Raw genomic sequence first — 19,019 nt, forward strand, 5'->3', positions numbered from 1 at the left:
TCGTGGCCGGTCGACCGTGCGTGGCCCGCGCCTACCGGGCCCGGCGCAAGGCCACGCGGGCTGCGCGAGCAGGGCTACCCGGGTCCTCGGCGAGGACGTGCTGGGACTTTCGGCGTACATGCGCAAGCACATCAATGTCCGCGGTCACTACTGCTTCCGGCTGCCCGACCTCGGCGGCATCTGGCGGGAACTGCGCGACCCTGACCACGCCGGCTCGGGCTAGGACGGCTGAGGCCCGGCGCCGGCGCTGGCCTGGGCGCGGTTGGCGCGGATCTCGTCGTGGTGGTCGGTGGCCCAGCCGATCAGCTGCTTGACGATCTCGTGCAGGCCGTGGCCGAGCGGGGCGAGCGCGTACTCCACGCGTGGGGGCACCTCGGCGTAGGCGGTGCGGGTGATCAGGCCGTCGTCCTGCAGTTGGCGCAGTGTGTGGGTGAGCATGCGCTGGGAGATGCCGGGGATCTGGCGCTGCAGGTCGGTGTAGCGCAGGGGGCCATCCTGCAGGACGGCGATGATCAGCATGCTCCACTTGTCGCCCACCCGGTCCAGGACCTGCCGGATGAAGGCCATGTGCTCGGCCGGGATACTCGCGCACGGCCCCGCCACGGCCGCCATCTGCATACCTGCGCTGTCCTGCATGGCACCCATTCCTCTCCGTCGCGCACACCGATGTGCCTTTTGCACCGCCTCCCATACTGGCGCATCATGGCGTTACGAACAAATGAGAGGAATTACAGGTCGCAGCTATGAAGGTAGAAATCTGGGCCGAGGTCACCTGCCCATGGTGCGGGCTGGGCAGCCATCGCGTGGACCGCGCCGTGGAACGGTTCGAGCACAGCGACCAGGTCGACGTGGTCCACCGCTCCTTCCCGCTGGACGGCAGCTTGCCCACCGACCGCACGGTCAGCGTCCGTGAGGCCCTGCTGAGCAAGCACGGCATCAGCGGCGCGCAGGCAGAGGCGGTGACCCGGAAGATCGAGACGCTCGCCGCCGCCGAGGGGCTGAGCCCCTACCGGGTGCTGGACAACGTCGTCGGCAACACCGAACTGGCCCACGAGTTCCTGGCCCACGCCTCCGCGCAGGGCAAGAACCGCGAAGCCTGGGACACGATCTTCCGGACCTACTTCGGCAAGGCCGAGCCCGTCTTCGCCCTGGACGACCTGCTGCGCCTCTCCGACGAGATGGGCCTCGACCGCGACCTGACGCGCCAGGTACTCACCGACCGCCGCTACCGCACCCGAGTCCAGGACGACGCCCGCCACGCTCAGCGGCTGGGCGCCACCGGGGCCCCGTTCATCGTCGTCGACGGCCGCTACGGCGTCCCCGGCGCGCAGGACAGCGACAGCCTGCTCGACCTGCTGCACACCGCCTGGAACGAGACCCACCCCGTCACCCTCGCCCCCGCGGGCGACGCCCCGGGCTGCGGCCCCGACGGCGGCCCCGACGGCTGCGCCGTCCCGGCCCGTCCCTGACCCCCACCGCTTCCCCGTCTCATCGGCGCACCGCGTGCCCATTGACTCTCTTCAGGTGATCGCTATGACTGACTTGCTGGTACTCGGCGGCAGCGGCCGCACCGGAATCCACGTACTGCGGGAGGCCGCCGCCCGCGGCCACCGCGTCCGTGCTCTGGTGCGCAACCTCGACTCGGTCCAGGCCCCGGCCGGCGTCGAACTCATCCAGGGCACACCCGCGGACATCGACGACCTTCGCAAGGCCGCCCAGGGCACCGAGGCCGTGATCAGCGTGCTGAACAACGCCCGGGCCTCGGACAACCCCTGGGCCAGGCCCGTCAGCCCGGCCGCCTTCATGACCACCGCCGCTCGCGACACCCTGACCGTGATGCACGAGCAGGACATCCGCCGGATCGTCCTGGCCTCCACCCAGGGTGCCGGCGACGACTGGGCGCACCTGAACCCGGTCGCGAAGGCGTTGATCAAGGCGTCCAACATCAAAGCCAGCTTCGCCGACCACCACGGAGTCGACCACGTCGTGCGCACCTCGCACGCCGACTGGACCCTGGCCCGTGCCGTCGCCCTCACCGACAAACCGTCCAGCGGCCAGGTGAAGGCCGCCGAACGCGGCACCGACAAACCGGCCATGCGGGTCAACCGCGCCGACTTCGCCAGCTTCCTGATCGACACTGTGGAGAACGACGCCTGGATCCGCAAGGCACCACTGGTCTGGAACTCCCGGGAATGACCCGCACCCTTCCGCCGTCACCGCCACTACACCCGCATGTCCAAACTGATCACCATCTTCGGCGCCGGCCAGGGCCTCGGCGAGCGTCTCACCGTGCCGGTCGCCCGCACCTACCCCATTGCCGAGGTGCCCGCCGCACTCGCGGGCTTCACGGTGGCGCCCCTCGGCAAGATCGCCATCACGGTCGCCTGAGCACCCCAACCAACTGCTGACCTGCCCCGCCTCTTTTGGAGACGCTCACTCATGAACGTGTTGCTATGGATCGTCCAGGTGCTGCTGGCTGTCGCGTTCGGCATGGCCGGGCTAATGAAGGCCACCCAGCCGAAGGAGAAACTCGCCGAGAAGCTGCCCTGGGTGCAGGACTACGCCGCCGGCACGGTCCGGTTCATCGGCGTCGTCGAGCTGCTCGGCGCGATCGGGCTGATCCTGCCCGCCGTCACCGGTATCGCGCCGATCCTCATCCCGATCGCCGCGACCGGTCTCGCGCTCACGATGGTGCTCGCCGCGGTCGTCCACATCCGCCGCAAGGAGCCCTCCGGGGTCGCGTTCAACGCGGTCCTGTTCGTCCTGGCGGTGTTCGTCGCGTGGGGCCGGTTCGGCCCGTACGGCTGGTGAGCGAGCCTTCGTGACCGCCATCGCCGGGCGCCCTGGCTGATCATCGCCGACACCCTCCCCGGCCAGAACCGGGCACAGGCTGTCGACCGCCATCGGCATCCCCGCAGCCGCGCGGATCAGATCCAGTGAGACAGATCAACTCCATCGAGAACCCATAATCATGACTTGAAGCCGTCAAAATCGGGTACTCGTCGGGGGAACCGTCGTCACGCCGCCCGGCTCTGCATGGTGACCAGCCGGAACGGGTACGTGTACTCAGCGCCGCAGCCGGCGCACCAGGCGCGGAACAACGCGCTGGTCGGGCTGTCGGCCTCGGCCGGCTCGACCTCGTACCGCACGCCTTCGATCACGGCGTAGAGCCGCGGCCAGCGAAACCGGCAGATGCACGTCCCGTTCATGCCGGTACCTCGCCCTGCGGCTCGGGGGCCGGATCAGGCGCTCGCCACTCGCGGGGCTTGGCGCCGGTGGCGTCGGCGACGGCGTCGACGTCGCGGTGCTGGTAGGCGGTGCGCACGCCGGAGATGGACATGCCGGCTGCCGCGGCGAGGTCGCCGAGGGTGTAGGGGCGGGGCTGGACGAACTCGCGGCCGTAGGCGAGCAGCTCGCGGATCTCCTGCTCGGCTTGTTCCTTGGCGCGGCGGGCGCCGTTCAGCGCGGAGATCAGCGGATCCCGTTGGGCCTCCTCCCACAACAGCCGAAGTTGCTCGGTGGTCTCCATGCGCTCCCGGCCCGCCTGATCACGCATCTCGAGAAAGCCGTCGTGCTCTTCCTCGCCAGGCTCGGGTTGCGGGATGGGGTGCAGGATCGCGGCTACGTCGCTGAAGATGTTTCGCTTACTCATGCATGCATTCTGTGCACTCTTTTGCGATGATCGCAACTGATTGCGCATGCCGCATTTTCACTCTTCTCGCAAACGGTCCATTCTGAGAGCAAGATCAGAAACGGATCGAACGAGGTCGTCGAGAGCCGACTTCCTTCTCAAAACCCCTTCTCACGCAACCGTGTCGAGGGGCGGTTCTGCGAAATGGTTGTGAGAACATCCGGGGCGTGAGCGACCCCGAAATCCGCGACGCCGACGACGTCGAGCGCCACCCGTGCCCCCGCTGCCAGGTCCAGCCCGGCCCGCCGTGCCGGTCGCGCTCCGGAGCGGTCGCCGGCACCTACCACACCGGACGGTTCACCAAGGTGCCCCGACTCGCCAAGGCCCTGCGGGTGCCCACCCCGGCCGACCGCGGCCCGGGCCAGCCCTGGCGGCCCGGCACCCCGCCGCCTGCGCCCCTCGCGGCGGACACCCCGGCCGCGGATATCCGGATCGGGTACGCCCGGTGCAGCACCCTGACCCAGGAACTGCAAACCCAGCTGGACGCACTCGCCGCGCACGGCATCGACCCCGACAAGGTGTTCGCCGAGAAGGTCAGCACCCGGGTCCGGGTCCGCCCCAAGTTCGAGGAGGCGCTCGCGCTCGCCCGGCAGATCAAGGCCCACGCCCCGCATTGCCGGGTCATCCTGACCGTCTACGAGATGAAACGCCTCGGCCGCGACGCCGCCGAGCTCACCGCTCTGGCCGATTACCTCACCGCCCACGGCCTGGTCCTCGAGATGCTCGCCGGCCCGCTGCCGGGCATCTACGACCCGACTGGCCCCGGCCGGATGCTGTTCGCGTTCTTCGCTGCGATGGCCGAGACCGAACGCGACAACATCCGCGAGGCCACCCTGGAAGGCCTCGACACCGCCGCCCGCAAGGACAAGCACGGCGGCCGCCCACCGGTCATCACCGACGACATGCTGCACACCGTGCTGCGCCGACGCGCCGCCGGCGAGACCGTCGAGCAGATCCGCCCCGACCTGATCATCCCGGCCGGCAAGCGCAAGGGCCGCAATCCGAGCGTGGCCAGCATCTACCGCGCGCTCGCCGCCTACGAGAAAGCCCAGGCGTACCCGGAGGCGGTCGAGCAGGCCCGCACCGAACACGCGCGCCGCGCCGGCGGCACGCCGGCCGTCGTGCAGCCACGGGGTTGAGAAGGAAGATCGGTCCAGCGGTTAGCGGTAGTGATGATCTTGTCCGCTAGCCGAACCACGGGCCAACATCATTTCTGTCGATCAAGGCCCGACCATCCCTCGCCGCTAGATCAACTTTTTGATCCCCGGTCGCACATCCGTTAGCAACGCCCCGTCTACCGCAACGCCAAGACCAAGGTCGACCCCGCAACCAACCGGCGCTACGGCGAGACCGGCGCCTCCGGCCGCGTCCAGCTCGACGCCGACCGCAAGTGGTACCCGATCGCCCCGACCCGCGTACCGAAGGTCAAGGCGTTCGTGTTCGTCGTCAACGGCAAGGTCACCCGCGTACGCGCGGTCAAGCCGAACGGCACCTGGGACTCCGACGACCGCGGCTACTTCGACGCCCCACTCACCGCACCGCTGACCGAGCTGGAGATCGCCCGGCAGTTCCCCACCCTTCCGCTGAACCTCGGCGACGAGCGGCCGCACAAGCGCGGCAAGATCCGCGAATACCTCTCCCTCTGACCTCTATATATAAGGACAGGGTTCGCCGTGCAGCGGAGTGGAACAGCAGGAGTGGCAGAGCCACTGACGATCCGTGTCGTGAGGTTCCCCCGGTAGCTCGGAGGCTTTCGATCATGCTCTGATGGAGCTGAAGGGAGTCATCCGTGGCAGCACCGAAGAAGTATCCCGATGAGCTGCGCGAACGTGCGGTGCGCTTGTATCGGGAGTCGGACCCGAAGCCCGTGATCCGCCAGCTGGCCCGCCAGCTTGGGGTGCATCACGAGGCGTTGCGCAACTGGATCCGCCAGGACGAGGCCGACCGTGGCCTGCGGGGCGACCGGCCGACGACCTCGGAGGTGGAGGAGTTGCGTCGGTTGCGGCGGGAGAACGCGGAGCTGAAGCGGGCCAATGAGATCCTGAAAGCCGCCTCGGCTTTTTTCGCCTCGGAACTCGACCCGACCCGGCGACGGTCGTGACGCTCGTCGACGAGCTACGCGACCGCTTCGGGGTCGAGCCCGTCCTCCGGGTCCTCAACGTCGCCGTCTCCACCTACTACGGCTGGCTCACCCAAGCCGCCAACCCCTCCGCTCGCCGACGTGAGGACGCGGATCTGGCGGTGGAGATCGCGGAGATCCACGATGTGTCGGGCGGCACCTACGGCAGCCCGCGAGTGCACGCCATGCTGCGCCGCCAAGGCCGCCAGCTGAGTCGCAGGCGGGTCGAGCGGTTGATGCGGACCGCCGGCCTGCAAGGGGCGTTCCTGCGCAAGAAGTGGCGCATCCCGTCCACCCGGTCGAACCCGAAGGCGACGCCCGCTCCGGACTTGGTCAACCGGCAGTTCACCGCTGCGGCGCCCAACCGGCTGTGGGTCGCCGACGCGACCCGCATCCCCTGCGGGCAGGGCGTGTTCTGGCTGGCCGCGGTGCGGGATGTCTTCTCCAACCGCATCGTGGGCTGGCGGTGCTCCGACCGATGCGACACCGACCTGATCCTCGGCGCCCTCGAATACGGCATCTGGTCCCGCGACGTCCGCGACGGCCAACTGATCCACCACAGCGACCGCGGGTCGAACTACACGTCGTTCCGCTTCGCCCAGCGCCTGGCCGACAACGGCATTCTGCCCTCGATGGGCTCCGTCGGCGACTCGTTCGACAACGCCCTCATGGAGAACTTCTGGTCAACGTTGAAGATCGAACTGGTCTACCGAAACTCCTGGCGGACCCGCGACGAAGCCGAGAACGCGATCTTCGCCTACATCGACGGGTGGTACAACACCCGCCGCATCCAGAAAGACCTCGGCTGGCGCTCCCCAGACGAGTACGAAGCCGCCTGGCACGCCCACCAGGCCCGACCAGACGAGACGACTATCGTTCAGCCTGAGCCCACCGGCGCCAGGTAACCAACCCTCCGGCAAACCGGGGGAACCTCAGTCGTTTTCACTGACGTTCTGATGTCGGTCAACAGTCACCGCGGCGAGGACGACTCGGCCACATTCTGTGTCACATCACCGGAAGGAGGTCGCCGAGGTGTCCGTGATCCCGCTGCCGACCACCCACCGCCCCGTGGCGCTCGTGATCGCCGTCGACGCGTTCCTCGACCGATTCCGCGACGACCCCGCCACCCGCGCCACCTACACCGAGACCCTGCGCCGGCTGCGCCATACCGCCGGCGACCAAGTCTCGGTCGCGACGCTCACCCCGGAGATCTACGAGCAGACGATGGCCCGCTGGGACCAGCGCGCCACAAACACCTGGAACAAGCATTTGTCCGCGCTAACCTCGTTCACCTCCTACTGCCGCCGCCAGGACTGGCTGACCACCGACCCCGGCCAGCGCCTGGAACGCCGCAAGGTCACCCGGACCCGGGACAAGGCCATCCCCCGCGCCCGCCTCGACCGGCTGTTCACCGACGACCGCAACCCGCTGCGCGAACGGGTGCTGTGGCGGATGCTCTACGAGACCTGCGCCCGCGCCGAGGAGATCCTCGGCCTCGACGTACCCGACCTCGACATGGAGTTCCGCCGCGCCCTGGTCACCGAGAAAGGCGGCGACCGCGCCTACGTGCACTGGGAAACCCCGACCGCACGCCTGCTGCCCCGGCTCCTGGCCGGCCGCACCGCCGGGCCGGTCTTCCTGGCCGACCGACGCGCCGCAGCAGCCGGGCGCCGCGCGCTAGCCCTGGGGGACATCTGCCCGGACACCGGCCGGGGCCGGCTGTCCTACCCGCGCGCCGAGTACCTGTTCAAACAGGCATCCAAGCTCCACGACCCGCACGGCACCGGGTACACCCTCCACCAGCTGCGCCACTCCGGCCTGACCCACCTCGCCGCCAAGGGCCGCAGCGCCGCCGAACTCCAGGCCAAGTCCCGCCACCGGCACCTGGCCACCCTCGGCATCTACGTCCGGCTCGGCGAGGAGACCTCCGCCCGCATCACCGCCGAGGACGACGAGCACCACCGCCGGCACCGGCGCTGATCGCGCCCGTACCGAGATCACGGAAAACGGCGAAGTGCTTCCCGCGTGACCCGCCACTCTGGGGCAGCCGCCCCAGGTACGGACCTAGATCAACTCCTTAGCGTTGTTTTTGGTCTGAAAACTACGGCCGGGCCTTCACCAGCAACCACCAACGCACCGAGGCCCTACCCGCCTGGCTGCACACCTACAACCACCACCGCGGACACACCTCACTCGGCGGCAAACCACCCATCAGCCGCGTCAACAACGCTCCTGGGCATTACAGCTAGTACTGCAACCGGTCTGCTGCACCGATAGGTGGCAGGTTCATTCACGCGGCCTGACTGGCCGGTGGGGTCATGATTGTCTCGTACTCGATAGGGGTCAACCGGGACAGGGACCGTTGTCGTCGGCGGCGGTGATACGTCCGTTCGATCCAGGTTACGGTGGCGATCCGTAGGGCCTCGCGGGTGCGCCAGGTCCGTCGGTTCAGAACGTTGTCCTGCAGCAGCCCGAAGAACGACTCCATCGCGGCGTTGTCGCCGGCGGCGCCCACGCGACCCATCGATCCGGCCATCCGGTACCGGTCGAGTGCCCGGACGAAACTTTCGTGATCGAAATTGCGACCCGCGGTCGCTGTGCAGCGATACAGCCGGCCAGGTCACCACGCCGGGTTACGGCGTTGTGCAACGCGTTGACGGCAAGTCGGGACTTCATGCGTGAGTCGATGGAGTAGCCGACGATCCGGTTCGACCACACGTCTTTGATCGCGCACAGGTACAGCTTGCCCTCACTGGTGCAATGTTCGGTGATGCCGGCCAGCCACAACCGATTGGGTCCTGGCGCGGTGAAGTTGCGTTTGACTAGGTCGTCGTGCACCGGCGGGCCGACCTTGCCGCCCTTGCCCCGGCGCTTGCGCTTGCCGAAGGCGCTGAACCAGCCATTGCCCGAGCAGACTCGCCACGCGGTTCGGTCTGCCATCGGCTGCCCGGCGGCGCGGGCTTGATCGGCGAGGAATCGGTACCCGAACCCGGGATCATCGTGGTACGCGTCGACCAGCGCGTTCGCCCGGTGAGCCTGCGTCAACTCGGCGGGCGTGACCGGTCGAGCCAGCCACCGGTAGTAGGGCTGGCGAGCGATGTTCAACACCCGGCACGTCACCGCCACGGGTATCCCGTCGGCGGCCAGCTCCCTCACGAGCGGGTAGAGCCTTTCACCCCAGGCTTGGCGCCCGCGTCGATATCGGCCTGACGCAGCCACTTGAACAACGTCATCGGATGAACCCCGAAGTCCTTCGCGACCTGCTCGACCGTCACACCCGGGTCACGATCACGGGCCGCCCGCACGACATCGTCGCGGAACTCACGGGGATAAGGCTTGGGCACAGCAACATCCTTCCAGCCCACCACCAGGACAAGCCATCTCGAATGTCACCTATCGGTGCAGCAGACCCTCAGGACGTTGATGCCCATGCCGAGAGCCACGCCAAGCCACGCCCCGGACAGCCGTCCCCGCAAGTCCAACCGGGGGCGTTGCCCGCCTCTCTCACCGCTGGTAGTCACCCAGTCAGCATGACGTGACTTGATCCCACGGTTGCCGAGATCAAGCGCCCGGAATGTGCCCTTTGCGGGTCGCATTCCTACCGACACCCAGGTTGTGGTTCGGCCGAGAGCGCCCCGGCCTCCACCGGGCTCGCCCCGCCCAGCAGTACCCCCGACGAACGCACCCGGCAAGGTGACCAGCCCGACCGTCCGGGTCTGATCGAGCGCGGGCACAAGCGCCTGCCCGGCCGCAGGCCGGCAGGCCTCCAGTACCGCGTCACGCTCACTGAACCCGAGCGCGAGCCCGGCCTCGTACTCGCCGTACCGGGCAGTCAACTCGTCCAGCGCCCGCCGTCCTGCAAGCGTCGTGGCGGTCATCGCACCACGACCAGGATTCCGGCCGTCGGCAACACCGCCAACGGCGTGGCGGGCAACGCCCGGCTACCGACAAGCAGACCGAGCGCGGGCAACACCCCGAGCCCAATAGGCAGCGCCGACAACCACCGACCATGGGAGGCACCAATCCTGCGGGCCGACGTGATCACGCAAGATCAACGCCGTTTGCGGCTGGTGACGCGTTTCTTACCGGCACCCCTCGTTGCTTGCCGAACGAAATCCGTGCCCGGAATGAGGCTCTCGCGGCGCACCATAATCCGATTTGAGGTTTGCGGCGTTTGTGCTGGCCGTGATCCGGCCTGTGCAGTCCTGTCGTTGGTGTCGCCCAGGTCGTCGACCATCGGGGCTGTGGTGTGGCGTCGTGGTGGCCGGTCGAGGTCGGCTGGTGGGGAATGGCTGGTGGGGTGGGTCGGTTGTATCCCGGGTGCGGCCGTGGCCCCCGCTTCGAGCGGGTGGGTGGCCTCGGGAATGGGGCTGGCCGGCTGGTCGTTACACCTTGTCGACGCCGTTGGAGCAGCCCGCCGTGCGGGCCTGGTAGATCCTCCGATCCCCTTCTGCGGCGCGATGAAGTTCCCCCAGAAGCTTTCTCAGAGCGCCCGTACGCGTGGTGCTTGCGCACAGATTCCGCTGCCTGCCCGTGTGGGTGGTGTGTCCGGGTGTGTGCGTCAACCCCCGAATGGAGCTTTGGTCATGAACAAGCTTATTCAGCGTGGTGTGCTGTCCATCGCCGGTCTGACCGCCGCGGCCGGGATGGCCGCTGGGCCGGGTCTGTCGCTGGACACGACCCCTGCGGTGGCGAGCAAGCCGGTGGCGGCTAGCCAGCAGGTGTCGGTGGACAAGCTGCTGCCCCATGGTGTGCCGGCCGGGCAGTCGACGGTGCCGCTGTCGGGTGAGCAGAAGGACAACGCCAAGGCCATCATCGAGGCCACCAAGAAGGCGGGCATGGACGAGCGGGCCGCCGTGGTCGCGATCGCCACCAGCCTGCAGGAGTCGAAGCTGGAGAACCTGGGTCACCTGGGTGACCGCAACGACCACGACTCGCAGGGCCTGTTCCAGCAGCGCCCGTCCTCGGGTTGGGGCACGGTCGAGCAGATCACCGACCCGGCCTACTCGACGACGGCGTTCCTGAAGGGTCTGAAGCAGGTCGACGGCTGGCAGGACATGCCGCTGACCAAGGCCGCGCAGACGGTGCAGGTGTCGGCGTACCCGGACCACTACGCCCAGTGGGAGAAGCAGGCCGCTGACCTGGTCGCCGAGCTGTGGAACAAGTGACACGCACAGAACACGCTGAGGGCTCCTTCCCGAACGGGGAAGGGGCCCTCAGCCGTATCCGCGCACCACCACCGCGCGGTCTGCGGCCCGCCTTAGCCGACAGGCGGGGGTGTGGCGGTGAGCAGCTGCTCGTACTGACCGGTGACGGCCGAGGCCGGGAGCCGCGGGGCGGGTGGGGTGAGTGCGGGGAGGGCTTTGTAGAGGGTGGAGCGGGAGACGCCGAGGAGTGTGGCGATGGAGGACAGGGACCGGTCGGGTTCGGCCAGCAGCTGCAGCGCGTAGGCGACTTTCTCGGGGGTCATGGCGGGTGGTCGGCCGAGGCGTTGGCCGCGGGCGCGGGCGGCGGCCAGGCCTTCGTGGGTGTTGGCGACGATGATGGTGCGGAGGAACTCGGCCAGGGCGGCGAAGACGTGGAAGACGAACATGCCCCCCGCCGTGGTGGTGTCCAGCTTCTCGTGCAGCGACAGGAACCCCACCTGCTGACGCTTGAGCCGGCCCACGATGGCGATGAGGTCCTCCAACGAGCGGCCGAGCCGGTCCAGGGACACCACGGTCAGCGCGTCACCGGGGCGGATGTAGTCGAACATCCGCTCCAGCTCCGGCCGGTCGGTGTTCTTGCCGGAGGCCTTGTCGAAGAAGCACCGCGCGCAGCCGGCCGCGGTCAGGGCTGTCTGTTGGCGGGCGAGGTTCTGCTCGCGGGTCGACACCCGCCCGTAGCCGACGAGCACCCCGGATCCGGACAACGGCGCCGGCGCGAGGAGGTCACCGTGTGCGGGCGTGGGGACGGTCATGGCGTTGAGGGTGTCCGACAAACCCGTTGCCGGCTTGTTGGACACGCCGGATTTACGGACAGGTTTGTTGGACAGCTCCGACCGGCCGCCAACCCGCTTTCTGATCTTGTTCGGGAAACGATCGATTCTCGGACAGCGCCCCGGGACACCCGTCCGCTAGATCAACTCCTCAGCGTTGCTTTGGGCCGGGAGCTAAGGAGGGGCTTTCTCTTGGACACACGCCGCATGCCGCCGACGCCGGATCCCAACCACGCCCCCTACTCGGAACTGAAACCCTCTATGGCAGCCCGCAAGTTGCCATAGACGACCCGGGTCTGTGGGTGGTCGTTGCCGAGCACCCGCCGGCAGCCGGTGAGGGCCTGCTCGAACAGCGGGATCGCCTGCCCCAGGTCCCCGGCCGAATCGTAGGCGCTGGCGAGGTTGTTGACCGAGGTCAGCGTGTCGGGGTGGTCGTTGCCGAGCACCCGCCGTCGATCGGTGAGGGCCTGCTTGTACAGCGGGATCGCCTGCCCCAGGTCCCCGGCCGAATCGTAGGCGCTGGCGAGGTTGTTGACCGAGGTCAGCGTGTCGGGGTGGTCGTTGCCGAGCACCCGCCGTCGATCGGTGAGGGCCTGCTTGTACAGCGGGATCGCCTGCCCCAGGTCCCCGGCCGAATCGTAGGCGTAGGCGAGGTTGTTGACCGAGGTCAGCGTGTCGGGGTGGTCGTTGCCGAGCACCCGCCGTCGATCGGTGAGGGCTTGCTTGAGGTAGGCGATGGCGTGAGGGAGGTTTCCCTGGTTGAGCAGGAACAGGCTGGTCGCGTTGAGTAGGTAGGCCTGGGCGACGCGGTCGCTGTCGGTGGCGTGTGCTGCGGTCTGGGAGACGAGCGCGTCGACGTGGGGCAACAGGGTGCGCCACGTCGGCCAGGTGGTGGGGGTGCGCCAGTCGTCGGGCAGCGCGGTGGTCAGGGCGGCGGTGGCGGTGGTGCGGGCGGTGGTGATGTCGTCGGGTTGGCGGTGCGGGTCATCGGGGTCGGGTGTGCGGGCGACGGCCTGGACGAGCCGGTGCACCGTGACCGCCCGGGTGGCGGGGTCGATGCTGAGCATGTTGTACGCGGCGAGCCGGCCGATCGCCCGCGTCACCGCCGGTTCCCCCGCGCCGTCGCCGAGGTGGTGCCACAGGCTGCGGGGGATGGCTTCCGGCGCGTACCAGGCCAGGGCCCGCAGCAGCCGTCCGGGCAGGGGATCGTCGGCGAAGGCGTCGAGGGTGACGTGCCAGACCCGGGCGATCGTCCGTTCGGCGGCCCTGCCTTCCTCGCCGTCGCGGTACATGGCGGCGGGATGCTGCGCGAGCAGCCGAAGATAGTCGCCGACGGTGGTCCGGGTCTGGGCCAGGTAGGCGCCGGCCTGTTCCACCGCCAGCGGCAGATGGCCCAACTCGGCGCACACGGCGGCAGCGCCTGCGGGGTCGATGACACCACCGCCCTGGGACACGATCCCGGTGAGCAGGGCGACCGCCTGGTCGGGTTCGAGGACGTCCAGGCGCAGCGGGGTCACGATGTCGGGCCAGCCGGTGGCGCGGCGGCTGGTCACCAGGATCCGCCCGTGGGGCAGCCGGCCCAGCAGATCGGCGATGTGGGCGGGATCAGTGACGTTGTCCAGGATGAGCAGCCACCCGTCGTGGCAGGCCAGCCAGCGTACGGCCCATTCCCGCAGGGCCGGTGACGGCAGCGCCGCGAGGGCCGGTTGCAGCGCGACGGTCAGGGCGACCAGACCGGCGTCGAGAGCGGCGCGACTGTCCGCGGTGATCCACCAGATCGGCCGGTGCTGGTCGCGGTGGGTGGCCGCCCACCGTGCGACCAGGGTGCTCTTGCCGATACCGCCGAGCCCGTGGATCGCCTGCACGACCACCACACCCGGATCCCGAGCCGCCGAGTCCAGCCAGCCCAGCGCATCCTCACGACCCACGAACAGCCGCAGCCGCACCGGCAGGTTCACCAGCCCGGCCGGTGCCGGCACGACCTCCGGCGCGACCAGCGCCTCCGCGGGCAGCACCGTCACGTGCTGGGTATTGGTCGCATGGGGGCCCGTGGAGGCGATGCCGGGAATGCTGCCCGCCGTGATCGGACCCGACCCGCTCGGCGCAGCGGGATCACCTGCCGGCGTCGGCGGCTCGGGATCAGCGGGCGCAGGCCCAACCCGGCCGCGTCGAAACCACCTCACCGGTGCTGGGTGTTCGTCGCGTTGTCACCGGTCGAGGCGATCCCCGTGAGATCACCCCGCACGGTGATCGACCCCGGTCCCGCCGCCGGTGGTGTCACCGTAGCCGGTGGCGTCGGTGTCGCAGCCGGGTTTCCCGACGGAGCAAGCACGAGGGCGGCCACCGCGACCACGAGGCTCGCGGCACCGGCCAGCCAACTGGCCACCTCCACCCCCTGCAAACCGAACACCACCGCCGCCACCACCAACCCGGCAGCGACCACCCCACCCACCCCAATGACCACCCAGCGTCGCGAACCCATAACCACATCATCAGCCACCATCGCCACCCGAACCACATCGGACAGTTCAGTCCGAGGGCAGACGTCGCACACCAGGCGCTGTCGGTCTAGCGGGCCGTGCCGCACTGCCAGGCGTACGAGTGCCACACCCGCGCGCCACCAGCTTGGCGCCCTTGCGCAGCCCGCCTGGGGTGGTGGTGAACGGGTCGGTGGCCGATCCGGCGCTCCAGTCCTCGTCGGCGTCGGCCGGCCGGCGGTCGACGCGGTAGCTCACACCGCCGTCTTCCTCTTGGAGGGCCTCGACGACCAGGGCGCCGCCGTTGCGGGCGGAAATCTCCGCTGCCGCGCTCGCCCAGCCGGCCATCTCGTCGTGGCGGGCGCTGACCGCCTCCAGCTCGGCGGTGACCCTGGCCAGTTCGGCGGCGGTCGCCTCGTCGAGGGGGCGGGCGGTGGCGTACATCGCGGCCTGCGCCGCTCGGGCGCCGGCCAGCTTCGCCTTCGCTGCGTGGTGCGCCCGGAGCATGAACAGGTACTCGCCGCGCAGCTTGTACGTAGCCCGTGGGGTTGCGCCGGTCGCCCCGCCCGGTGCGGCGTCCAGCTCGTCGAGCCGGGCCTGCTCGGCGTCACGCCGACGCTGCTCCTGGGTCCGTTCTTCCTGCCGCACCCGCTCGCCCAGCGCGATCGCCTCCTGTGCCCTGACGACCTGCCGGAACAGCCTGTCCGCCTCGACGGCACGGGCGATGACGTCCTCGACCACCTCCGGCAGGCGGGCCGCGTCGGCGGCGTCCAGGACGACGGTGGCATCGGCCCCGGTGTCGACCGCGCACTCCTCGCCATCCTCATCGACGACGACCTCCCGCGACGGCGCGTGGCCACCACGCCACGCCGACCTGTCCTCCGGGTAGATCGGCACGGCGAGGTGGACCTGCTGGCCCCCGGGGGTGTCCACGGCCGCGCCGAGCACCAACTCCCCTAGCGAGCCCGCTACAAAGCCGCTGCCGGCGAACCGCTCGCCGTCGCGCAGCAGAAACCGGCCGCCGACACGCAGTCGGTCCTTGACGGCGGGCTTCTCACCCGCGCCCGGTGGTATCACGGCCATGGGACCGTCCGTAGTTTCCAGACCAAAAAAACTCCAGGCATCATGATCGCCGACGTCCTCCCGGCGGTCTGACCCGAAAAACAACGGGCCGCGGTGCCGCTCCGCGATGGTCCTGATAGCCAGACCAACCCGATCGTCCGGCGGGGTACGCCGCGGAGTTGCGTGCCCGCCGAGGGTGAACAGGTGCTCCCGCTCGCTCGGGCTGAGCCGCAACGCCCGGGCCACGGCGGCCAGCATCTGCTCGGACGGCATCGGACCGCGCTTCTGCTCAAGCCGGCTGTAGTAGTCGGCCGACATGCCGGCCAGCACCGCGATCTCCTCGCGCCGCAGCCCACCGGTACGACGTCGAGCGCCCCGCGGCAGCCCCACCTCCTCCGGCTGCAGTGCTTCCCGGCGAGCCCGGAGAAAGTCCGCCAGCAACGCGCGGTCCATCCTTATCCCTGCCTCAGTCGGTCTGGTTGCGCCGGGCGCGAGGCTTGGCAGAGCGGGGCGGAGCGGCGCGCATGTGATCGCGGACCCGGGCCAGGACGGCGTTGAGGACGGTGACGTCGTCGCCGGTCAAGGGGTCGAACAACAGGTGCCGGACGCGGTCGACATGCACGGGGAGCACCTGGGCGACCAGGTCGCGTCCGACGTCGGTGACCGCCACCATGACACTGCGCTCGTCGTCCGGCGACGGCGAACGGGTGATCAGGCCACGTTTGTCCAGCAAGCCCGCCTGATAGGTCAGCCCGCTGCGGCTGTACACGACACCGTCGGCCAGGTCGGTCATCCGCAGCTTGCCCCCGGGCGCGTCGACGAGCCGGGTGAGGAGCTGAAACTGCACATAGCTGAGGTCACCGTCGATGCGCGGGTGCTCGTCCATCGCGTACTGAAGAAGGCTGCTGACCTCCACCAGAGCGAAGTACGCACCAAGTTGCTCCGCACTCAGGCCTGGGGCCGCTCCACTCATCCCGCGATCGTTCGGCGCCGGTTTCATTACTTGTTCTCACGCAGGTGTTCCTCTCAGGGCCTATGGCCAGCGATCAACCGATGGTCGCGGTGACAACATGGCGGCGTTGCGCCTGTACCGGGGGTTGGGTCTCATCCGGGTGGCCGACGGTGGGAGGTACACGTTGACGGCCCGGTTGGGGTGAGGGCCGGGGGCGGTGTGGGTTCAGCGGTGGCGGGGTGAGTCGTAGCGGCCGGCGCGGATCTCGCGCAGGGCTTGTCGCCGGGTGTCGCCGCGCAGGGTGTCGACGTAGAGGCGGCCGTGGAGGTGGTCGGTCTCGTGTTGCAGGGCGCGGGCGAGGAATCCGCTGCCGCAGATGGTCAGTGGCTCGCCGTGCTGGTCGAAGCCGTGGGCGGTGGCGTGCAGGGCGCGGGGGGTCGGGAAGTAGAGGCCGGGGATGGACAGGCAGCCCTCGTCGTCGCCCTGGGTCTCGTCGGACAGCTCCAGCGTGGGGTTGATCATGTGGCCGCGGTGGCCGTCGGCGTTGTAGACGAACACCTGCGCGGATACGCCGATCTGGGGGGCGGCGACGCCGGCGCGGCCGGGTGCGCCGAGCAGGGTGTCCATCAGGTCGGTGACCAGGGCGCGCAGTTCGGCGTCGAAGGTGGTCACCGGCTCGCAGGCGGTGCGCAGCACCGGGTCGCCGATGATCCGGATGGGCCTCATCGTCATAGGCGTCAGGTTATCGGTCACCGGTGGCGGGTGCAGCCGGCGGTCAGGGCGGCGCGTACGGGGCGGGCCTTGGCGGCGGCCTCGGCGACCTCGGCGTCGGGGTCGCTGCCCCAGGTGATGCCGCCGCCGGCCCAGGTGTGCAGGAGGTGGCCGTCGGCGGCGGCGGTGCGGATGGTCAGGCCGAGGTCGAGGTGGCCGGGGGCGATCCAGCCCAGCGCGCCCATGGCGGCGCCGCGGCCGACGGGTTCGCGGGCGGCGATGACGTCGCAGGCGGCCAGTTTGGGGGCGCCGGTGACGGAGCCGCCGGGGCAGAGCGCGCGTAGCAGGTCGGCCAGGCCGAGGCCGTCGGCGGGGGCGGCGGAGATGGTGGATTCGGCCTGCCACAGGTCGCACCAGCGGCGTACGGCGAACAGTTCGTCGACGGTGACGGTGCCGGTGGCCGCGACGCGGGCGAGGTCGTTGCGTTCCAGGTCGACGATCATGATGTGTTCGGCGCGTTCCTTGGCGGAGGCGAGCAGTTCGGCGCGGCCGGCGGCGGTGGCGGGGCGGGTGCCCTTGATGGGGCGGGTGACGAGCCGGCCGGCTTCGATGGCGACGAGGGTCTCCGGGGAGGCGCAGCCGATTGCCCAGCCGGGGCCGTGCAGGGTGCCGCCGTAGCGGGCGCCGGGTAGGCGGGCGAGGCGGGCGAGGGCGGGGCGGGGGTCGCCGGTGTAGGGGGCGGCGGCGTGGCCGACGAGGTTGACCTGGTAGACGTCGCCGCGGCCGATGGCGGCGCGCACGGCGGTGACGGCGGCGGCGTGCTGGTGGGGGGTCCAGCTGGGTGTCCAGTCGCCCACCCACCAGGGGCCGTCGGCTGCCGGTGGCGGGGCGGGGTCGTCTGTCGTGGCGTGGTCGTAGACGACGACGGCGAGGTCGGGCAGGGCGGGCGCGGGGGTGGGCGCGCCGGGTGCGGCGGCGGCCATGGTGGCCGCGGCGGCGGCGGAGACGTACAGGGCGGCGCCGCAGAGGCCGTTGGGGCGGCCGGTGGCGGGGCGGGTCAGGTCGTCGGCGCCGACGCCGTGGGCGGTGAGGAAGTCCTGGGCGAGGGCGGCGGGGTCGCCGCCGTCGGGTAGGCGCCATTCGAGGCGGTCGCGTTCGACGAGGCGGCCGCGGCAGCCAGCGGGGGTGGCGGGGGTGTCAACCCGCCTCAATGGGAGCGCTTCCACGCCGTCCGGCCCATTCTTCCTCGTCCGTTCAGTGGATTTCCCCCCGACATGGCGTGGACCCGCTCGATGCGGCGCGCTGTGGCTTGGTACTGTGCGTCACTGGTCATGTGAACCATGACACAGTGCCCCCACAGTCCGGAGAACCCGATGTGCCAGCACCAACCCACCTGTCCTTCCGCCGAAGCGACCGACCGGGAAGCCGCCCGAGTCCTCGCCTGCTTCCCTGAGCAGGGCTGGAGCCTGCTCTGCAACGGTGTCATCGTCTTCGAGGACACCGGCGAGCTTCTTCCCGACGGCAGCACCATCGCCCCCCATCGCGGCCCTGCCCGACACGCCCTCGTGGCCTGACCGTTCACCCAGCGTCAACCTGACGCACCCGTCGACTTCAGGCTAGCCCCCGCGTCCGGGGCTGCCCTCCCCAGGTCGACGCACCGGCCGGGGCGGCCACGTGCACCGCCCCGGCGTCTCGCGTCAGTGCGTGGAAACGCCCGCGGCGCTCAGTCTTCGAACGCCTCCGGCGCGGGGCACGAACAGACCAGGTTCCGGTCGCCGTACGCGCCGTCGACGCGCCGCACCGGCGGCCAGTACTTCCCGGCCCGGTCCACCCCCGCCGGATAGCCACCCACCGACCGCGGATACGGATGCGGCCACTCGTCGGCCGACACCATCGCCGCCGTGTGCGGGGCGTTGACCAGGGGGTTGTCGCCGGCCGGCCACTGCCCCGAGCCCACCTTGTCGATCTCCGCGCGGATGGCGATCATCGCGTCGCAGAACCGGTCCAACTCGGCCAGATCCTCGCTCTCG

The 19,019-nt window shown here is 69.9% G+C and carries 23 protein-coding genes and 3 pseudogenes; 13 read left to right on the forward strand and 13 right to left on the reverse strand.

Annotated elements, in window-relative coordinates:
• Positions 1–97 precede the first annotated feature (97 nt).
• Positions 98–223 (forward strand): hypothetical protein, encoded by a 126-nt coding sequence (locus MCAG_RS35540; protein ID WP_255348970.1) that lies wholly within the window; start codon positions 98–100, stop codon positions 221–223.
• Here MCAG_RS35540 and MCAG_RS00635 read toward each other — a convergent pair.
• Positions 220–636, reverse strand: a complete 417-nt coding sequence (locus tag MCAG_RS00635) for a helix-turn-helix domain-containing protein (protein ID WP_085986139.1) — start codon at positions 634–636, stop codon at positions 220–222. The two genes, MCAG_RS35540 and MCAG_RS00635, sit on opposite strands and share 4 nt — an antisense overlap.
• Before the next feature lie 107 nt (positions 637–743).
• Here MCAG_RS00635 and MCAG_RS00640 point away from each other — a divergent pair, with 107 nt between their 5' ends.
• The 4 genes from MCAG_RS00640 to MCAG_RS00650 all read left to right on the forward strand — a co-directional run bounded on the left by MCAG_RS00640 (position 744) and on the right by MCAG_RS00650 (position 2,811).
• Positions 744–1,469 (forward strand): DsbA family protein, encoded by a 726-nt coding sequence (locus tag MCAG_RS00640; protein ID WP_007071072.1) that lies wholly within the window; start codon positions 744–746, stop codon positions 1,467–1,469.
• Positions 1,470–1,533: 64 nt separating this feature from the next.
• Positions 1,534–2,196, forward strand: a complete 663-nt coding sequence (locus MCAG_RS00645) for an NAD(P)-dependent oxidoreductase (protein WP_036371768.1) — start codon at positions 1,534–1,536, stop codon at positions 2,194–2,196.
• Between the two features lie 36 nt (positions 2,197–2,232).
• On the forward strand, positions 2,233–2,388 hold the full coding sequence (locus MCAG_RS31955) for a hypothetical protein (RefSeq protein ID WP_157547778.1): 156 nt from the start codon (positions 2,233–2,235) through the stop codon (positions 2,386–2,388).
• 51 nt (positions 2,389–2,439) lie between these two features.
• Positions 2,440–2,811, forward strand: a complete 372-nt coding sequence (locus MCAG_RS00650; RefSeq protein WP_007071074.1) for a DoxX family protein — start codon at positions 2,440–2,442, stop codon at positions 2,809–2,811.
• 206 nt (positions 2,812–3,017) lie between these two features.
• On the opposite strand, the gene MCAG_RS00655 is transcribed toward MCAG_RS00650, so the two are convergent.
• Together MCAG_RS00655 and MCAG_RS00660 are read right to left on the reverse strand one after the other, a co-directional pair.
• Positions 3,018–3,209, reverse strand: a complete 192-nt coding sequence (locus tag MCAG_RS00655) for a hypothetical protein (protein WP_036371771.1) — start codon at positions 3,207–3,209, stop codon at positions 3,018–3,020.
• The gene (locus MCAG_RS00660; RefSeq protein WP_036371774.1) at positions 3,206–3,652 is read right to left on the reverse strand and encodes a hypothetical protein; all 447 of its coding nucleotides are present in this window, start codon (positions 3,650–3,652) and stop codon (positions 3,206–3,208) included. The genes MCAG_RS00655 and MCAG_RS00660 overlap by 4 nt, the downstream gene beginning before the upstream one ends.
• Positions 3,653–3,858: 206 nt before the next feature.
• On the opposite strand from MCAG_RS00660, the gene MCAG_RS00665 reads away from it, so the two are divergent.
• The 6 genes and pseudogenes from MCAG_RS00665 to MCAG_RS30145 form a co-directional block, all read left to right on the forward strand.
• The gene (locus MCAG_RS00665; RefSeq protein WP_036371776.1) at positions 3,859–4,830 is read left to right on the forward strand and encodes a recombinase family protein; all 972 of its coding nucleotides are present in this window, start codon (positions 3,859–3,861) and stop codon (positions 4,828–4,830) included.
• Positions 4,831–5,127: 297 nt separating this feature from the next.
• Positions 5,128–5,337: a hypothetical protein gene (locus tag MCAG_RS00670; protein ID WP_007071077.1), complete on the forward strand. Its 210-nt coding sequence runs from the start codon at positions 5,128–5,130 to the stop codon at positions 5,335–5,337.
• Positions 5,338–5,480: 143 nt separating this feature from the next.
• Entirely contained in the window at positions 5,481–5,792 is a 312-nt protein-coding gene (locus MCAG_RS00675) for a transposase (RefSeq protein WP_007071078.1), read from the forward strand.
• Positions 5,789–6,715 carry an IS3 family transposase gene (locus tag MCAG_RS00680; RefSeq protein WP_007071079.1) on the forward strand — a complete coding sequence of 309 codons (927 nt, stop codon included), beginning with the start codon at positions 5,789–5,791 and terminating at the stop codon, positions 6,713–6,715. The genes MCAG_RS00675 and MCAG_RS00680 overlap by 4 nt, the downstream gene beginning before the upstream one ends.
• Positions 6,716–6,842: 127 nt before the next feature.
• Positions 6,843–7,790 (forward strand): site-specific integrase, encoded by a 948-nt coding sequence (locus tag MCAG_RS00685; RefSeq protein WP_036375858.1) that lies wholly within the window; start codon positions 6,843–6,845, stop codon positions 7,788–7,790.
• 122 nt (positions 7,791–7,912) lie between these two features.
• Positions 7,913–8,059: pseudogene (locus tag MCAG_RS30145) on the forward strand (integrase core domain-containing protein); the annotation flags it as partial.
• A gap of 41 nt (positions 8,060–8,100) precedes the next feature.
• Here MCAG_RS30145 and MCAG_RS31960 read toward each other — a convergent pair.
• Together MCAG_RS31960 and MCAG_RS30160 are read right to left on the reverse strand one after the other, a co-directional pair.
• A pseudogene (locus MCAG_RS31960) lies at positions 8,101–9,154 on the reverse strand (IS3 family transposase).
• 45 nt (positions 9,155–9,199) lie between these two features.
• Entirely contained in the window at positions 9,200–9,688 is a 489-nt protein-coding gene (locus tag MCAG_RS30160; protein ID WP_232290024.1) for an ABC transporter permease, read from the reverse strand.
• 708 nt (positions 9,689–10,396) lie between these two features.
• Here MCAG_RS30160 and MCAG_RS00700 point away from each other — a divergent pair.
• Positions 10,397–10,978: a hypothetical protein gene (locus MCAG_RS00700; protein ID WP_007071083.1), complete on the forward strand. Its 582-nt coding sequence runs from the start codon at positions 10,397–10,399 to the stop codon at positions 10,976–10,978.
• Between the two features lie 92 nt (positions 10,979–11,070).
• Here the strand turns inward: MCAG_RS00700 and MCAG_RS00705 are convergent, their stop codons facing one another.
• The 7 genes from MCAG_RS00705 to MCAG_RS00735 form a co-directional block, all read right to left on the reverse strand.
• Entirely contained in the window at positions 11,071–11,769 is a 699-nt protein-coding gene (locus MCAG_RS00705) for a recombinase family protein (protein ID WP_157547780.1), read from the reverse strand.
• Between the two features lie 257 nt (positions 11,770–12,026).
• Positions 12,027–13,808 carry a tetratricopeptide repeat protein gene (locus MCAG_RS35865; protein WP_050777808.1) on the reverse strand — a complete coding sequence of 594 codons (1,782 nt, stop codon included), beginning with the start codon at positions 13,806–13,808 and terminating at the stop codon, positions 12,027–12,029.
• Between the two features lie 158 nt (positions 13,809–13,966).
• Entirely contained in the window at positions 13,967–14,290 is a 324-nt protein-coding gene (locus MCAG_RS00715; RefSeq protein ID WP_232290334.1) for a hypothetical protein, read from the reverse strand.
• A gap of 25 nt (positions 14,291–14,315) precedes the next feature.
• Positions 14,316–15,779 (reverse strand): helix-turn-helix transcriptional regulator, encoded by a 1,464-nt coding sequence (locus MCAG_RS35995; RefSeq protein ID WP_007071087.1) that lies wholly within the window; start codon positions 15,777–15,779, stop codon positions 14,316–14,318.
• 13 nt (positions 15,780–15,792) lie between these two features.
• Positions 15,793–16,299 (reverse strand): MarR family winged helix-turn-helix transcriptional regulator, encoded by a 507-nt coding sequence (locus MCAG_RS00725; RefSeq protein WP_036371779.1) that lies wholly within the window; start codon positions 16,297–16,299, stop codon positions 15,793–15,795.
• A gap of 204 nt (positions 16,300–16,503) precedes the next feature.
• On the reverse strand, positions 16,504–17,010 hold the full coding sequence (gene def / locus MCAG_RS00730) for a peptide deformylase (protein WP_036371782.1): 507 nt from the start codon (positions 17,008–17,010) through the stop codon (positions 16,504–16,506).
• Between the two features lie 17 nt (positions 17,011–17,027).
• On the reverse strand, positions 17,028–18,215 hold the full coding sequence (locus MCAG_RS00735) for a chorismate-binding protein (RefSeq protein ID WP_007071090.1): 1,188 nt from the start codon (positions 18,213–18,215) through the stop codon (positions 17,028–17,030).
• A 147-nt stretch (positions 18,216–18,362) separates the two neighbouring features.
• Between MCAG_RS00735 and MCAG_RS00740 the strand changes: the two genes are divergently transcribed.
• Complete coding sequence (locus MCAG_RS00740; RefSeq protein ID WP_036371784.1) at positions 18,363–18,563, forward strand: DUF5999 family protein; 201 nt, start codon at positions 18,363–18,365, stop codon at positions 18,561–18,563.
• A 149-nt stretch (positions 18,564–18,712) separates the two neighbouring features.
• Here MCAG_RS00740 and MCAG_RS00745 read toward each other — a convergent pair.
• A pseudogene (locus tag MCAG_RS00745) lies at positions 18,713–19,019 on the reverse strand (glycine dehydrogenase (aminomethyl-transferring)); the annotation flags it as partial.

It is taken from the genome of Micromonospora sp. ATCC 39149, assembly GCF_000158815.1.
Classification (GTDB): Bacteria; Actinomycetota; Actinomycetes; order Mycobacteriales; family Micromonosporaceae; genus Micromonospora.

Coding starts and splice junctions, on each gene's coding strand:
- MCAG_RS00705 (WP_157547780.1), bottom strand. CDS start 11,769: ATGACCGTCCCCACGCCCGCACACGGTGACCTCCTCGCGCCGGCGCCG.
- MCAG_RS00660 (WP_036371774.1), bottom strand. CDS start 3,652: ATGAGTAAGCGAAACATCTTCAGCGACGTAGCCGCGATCCTGCACCCC.
- MCAG_RS31955 (WP_157547778.1), top strand. CDS start 2,233: ATGTCCAAACTGATCACCATCTTCGGCGCCGGCCAGGGCCTCGGCGAG.
- MCAG_RS00635 (WP_085986139.1), bottom strand. CDS start 636: ATGCAGGACAGCGCAGGTATGCAGATGGCGGCCGTGGCGGGGCCGTGC.
- MCAG_RS00715 (WP_232290334.1), bottom strand. CDS start 14,290: ATGGTGGCTGATGATGTGGTTATGGGTTCGCGACGCTGGGTGGTCATT.
- MCAG_RS00645 (WP_036371768.1), top strand. CDS start 1,534: ATGACTGACTTGCTGGTACTCGGCGGCAGCGGCCGCACCGGAATCCAC.
- MCAG_RS00740 (WP_036371784.1), top strand. CDS start 18,363: ATGTGCCAGCACCAACCCACCTGTCCTTCCGCCGAAGCGACCGACCGG.
- MCAG_RS00650 (WP_007071074.1), top strand. CDS start 2,440: ATGAACGTGTTGCTATGGATCGTCCAGGTGCTGCTGGCTGTCGCGTTC.
- MCAG_RS35995 (WP_007071087.1), bottom strand. CDS start 15,779: ATGGACCGCGCGTTGCTGGCGGACTTTCTCCGGGCTCGCCGGGAAGCA.
- MCAG_RS00655 (WP_036371771.1), bottom strand. CDS start 3,209: ATGAACGGGACGTGCATCTGCCGGTTTCGCTGGCCGCGGCTCTACGCC.
- def (WP_036371782.1), bottom strand. CDS start 17,010: ATGACGATGAGGCCCATCCGGATCATCGGCGACCCGGTGCTGCGCACC.
- MCAG_RS00640 (WP_007071072.1), top strand. CDS start 744: ATGAAGGTAGAAATCTGGGCCGAGGTCACCTGCCCATGGTGCGGGCTG.
- MCAG_RS30160 (WP_232290024.1), bottom strand. CDS start 9,688: ATGACCGCCACGACGCTTGCAGGACGGCGGGCGCTGGACGAGTTGACT.
- MCAG_RS00725 (WP_036371779.1), bottom strand. CDS start 16,299: ATGAGTGGAGCGGCCCCAGGCCTGAGTGCGGAGCAACTTGGTGCGTAC.
- MCAG_RS00700 (WP_007071083.1), top strand. CDS start 10,397: ATGAACAAGCTTATTCAGCGTGGTGTGCTGTCCATCGCCGGTCTGACC.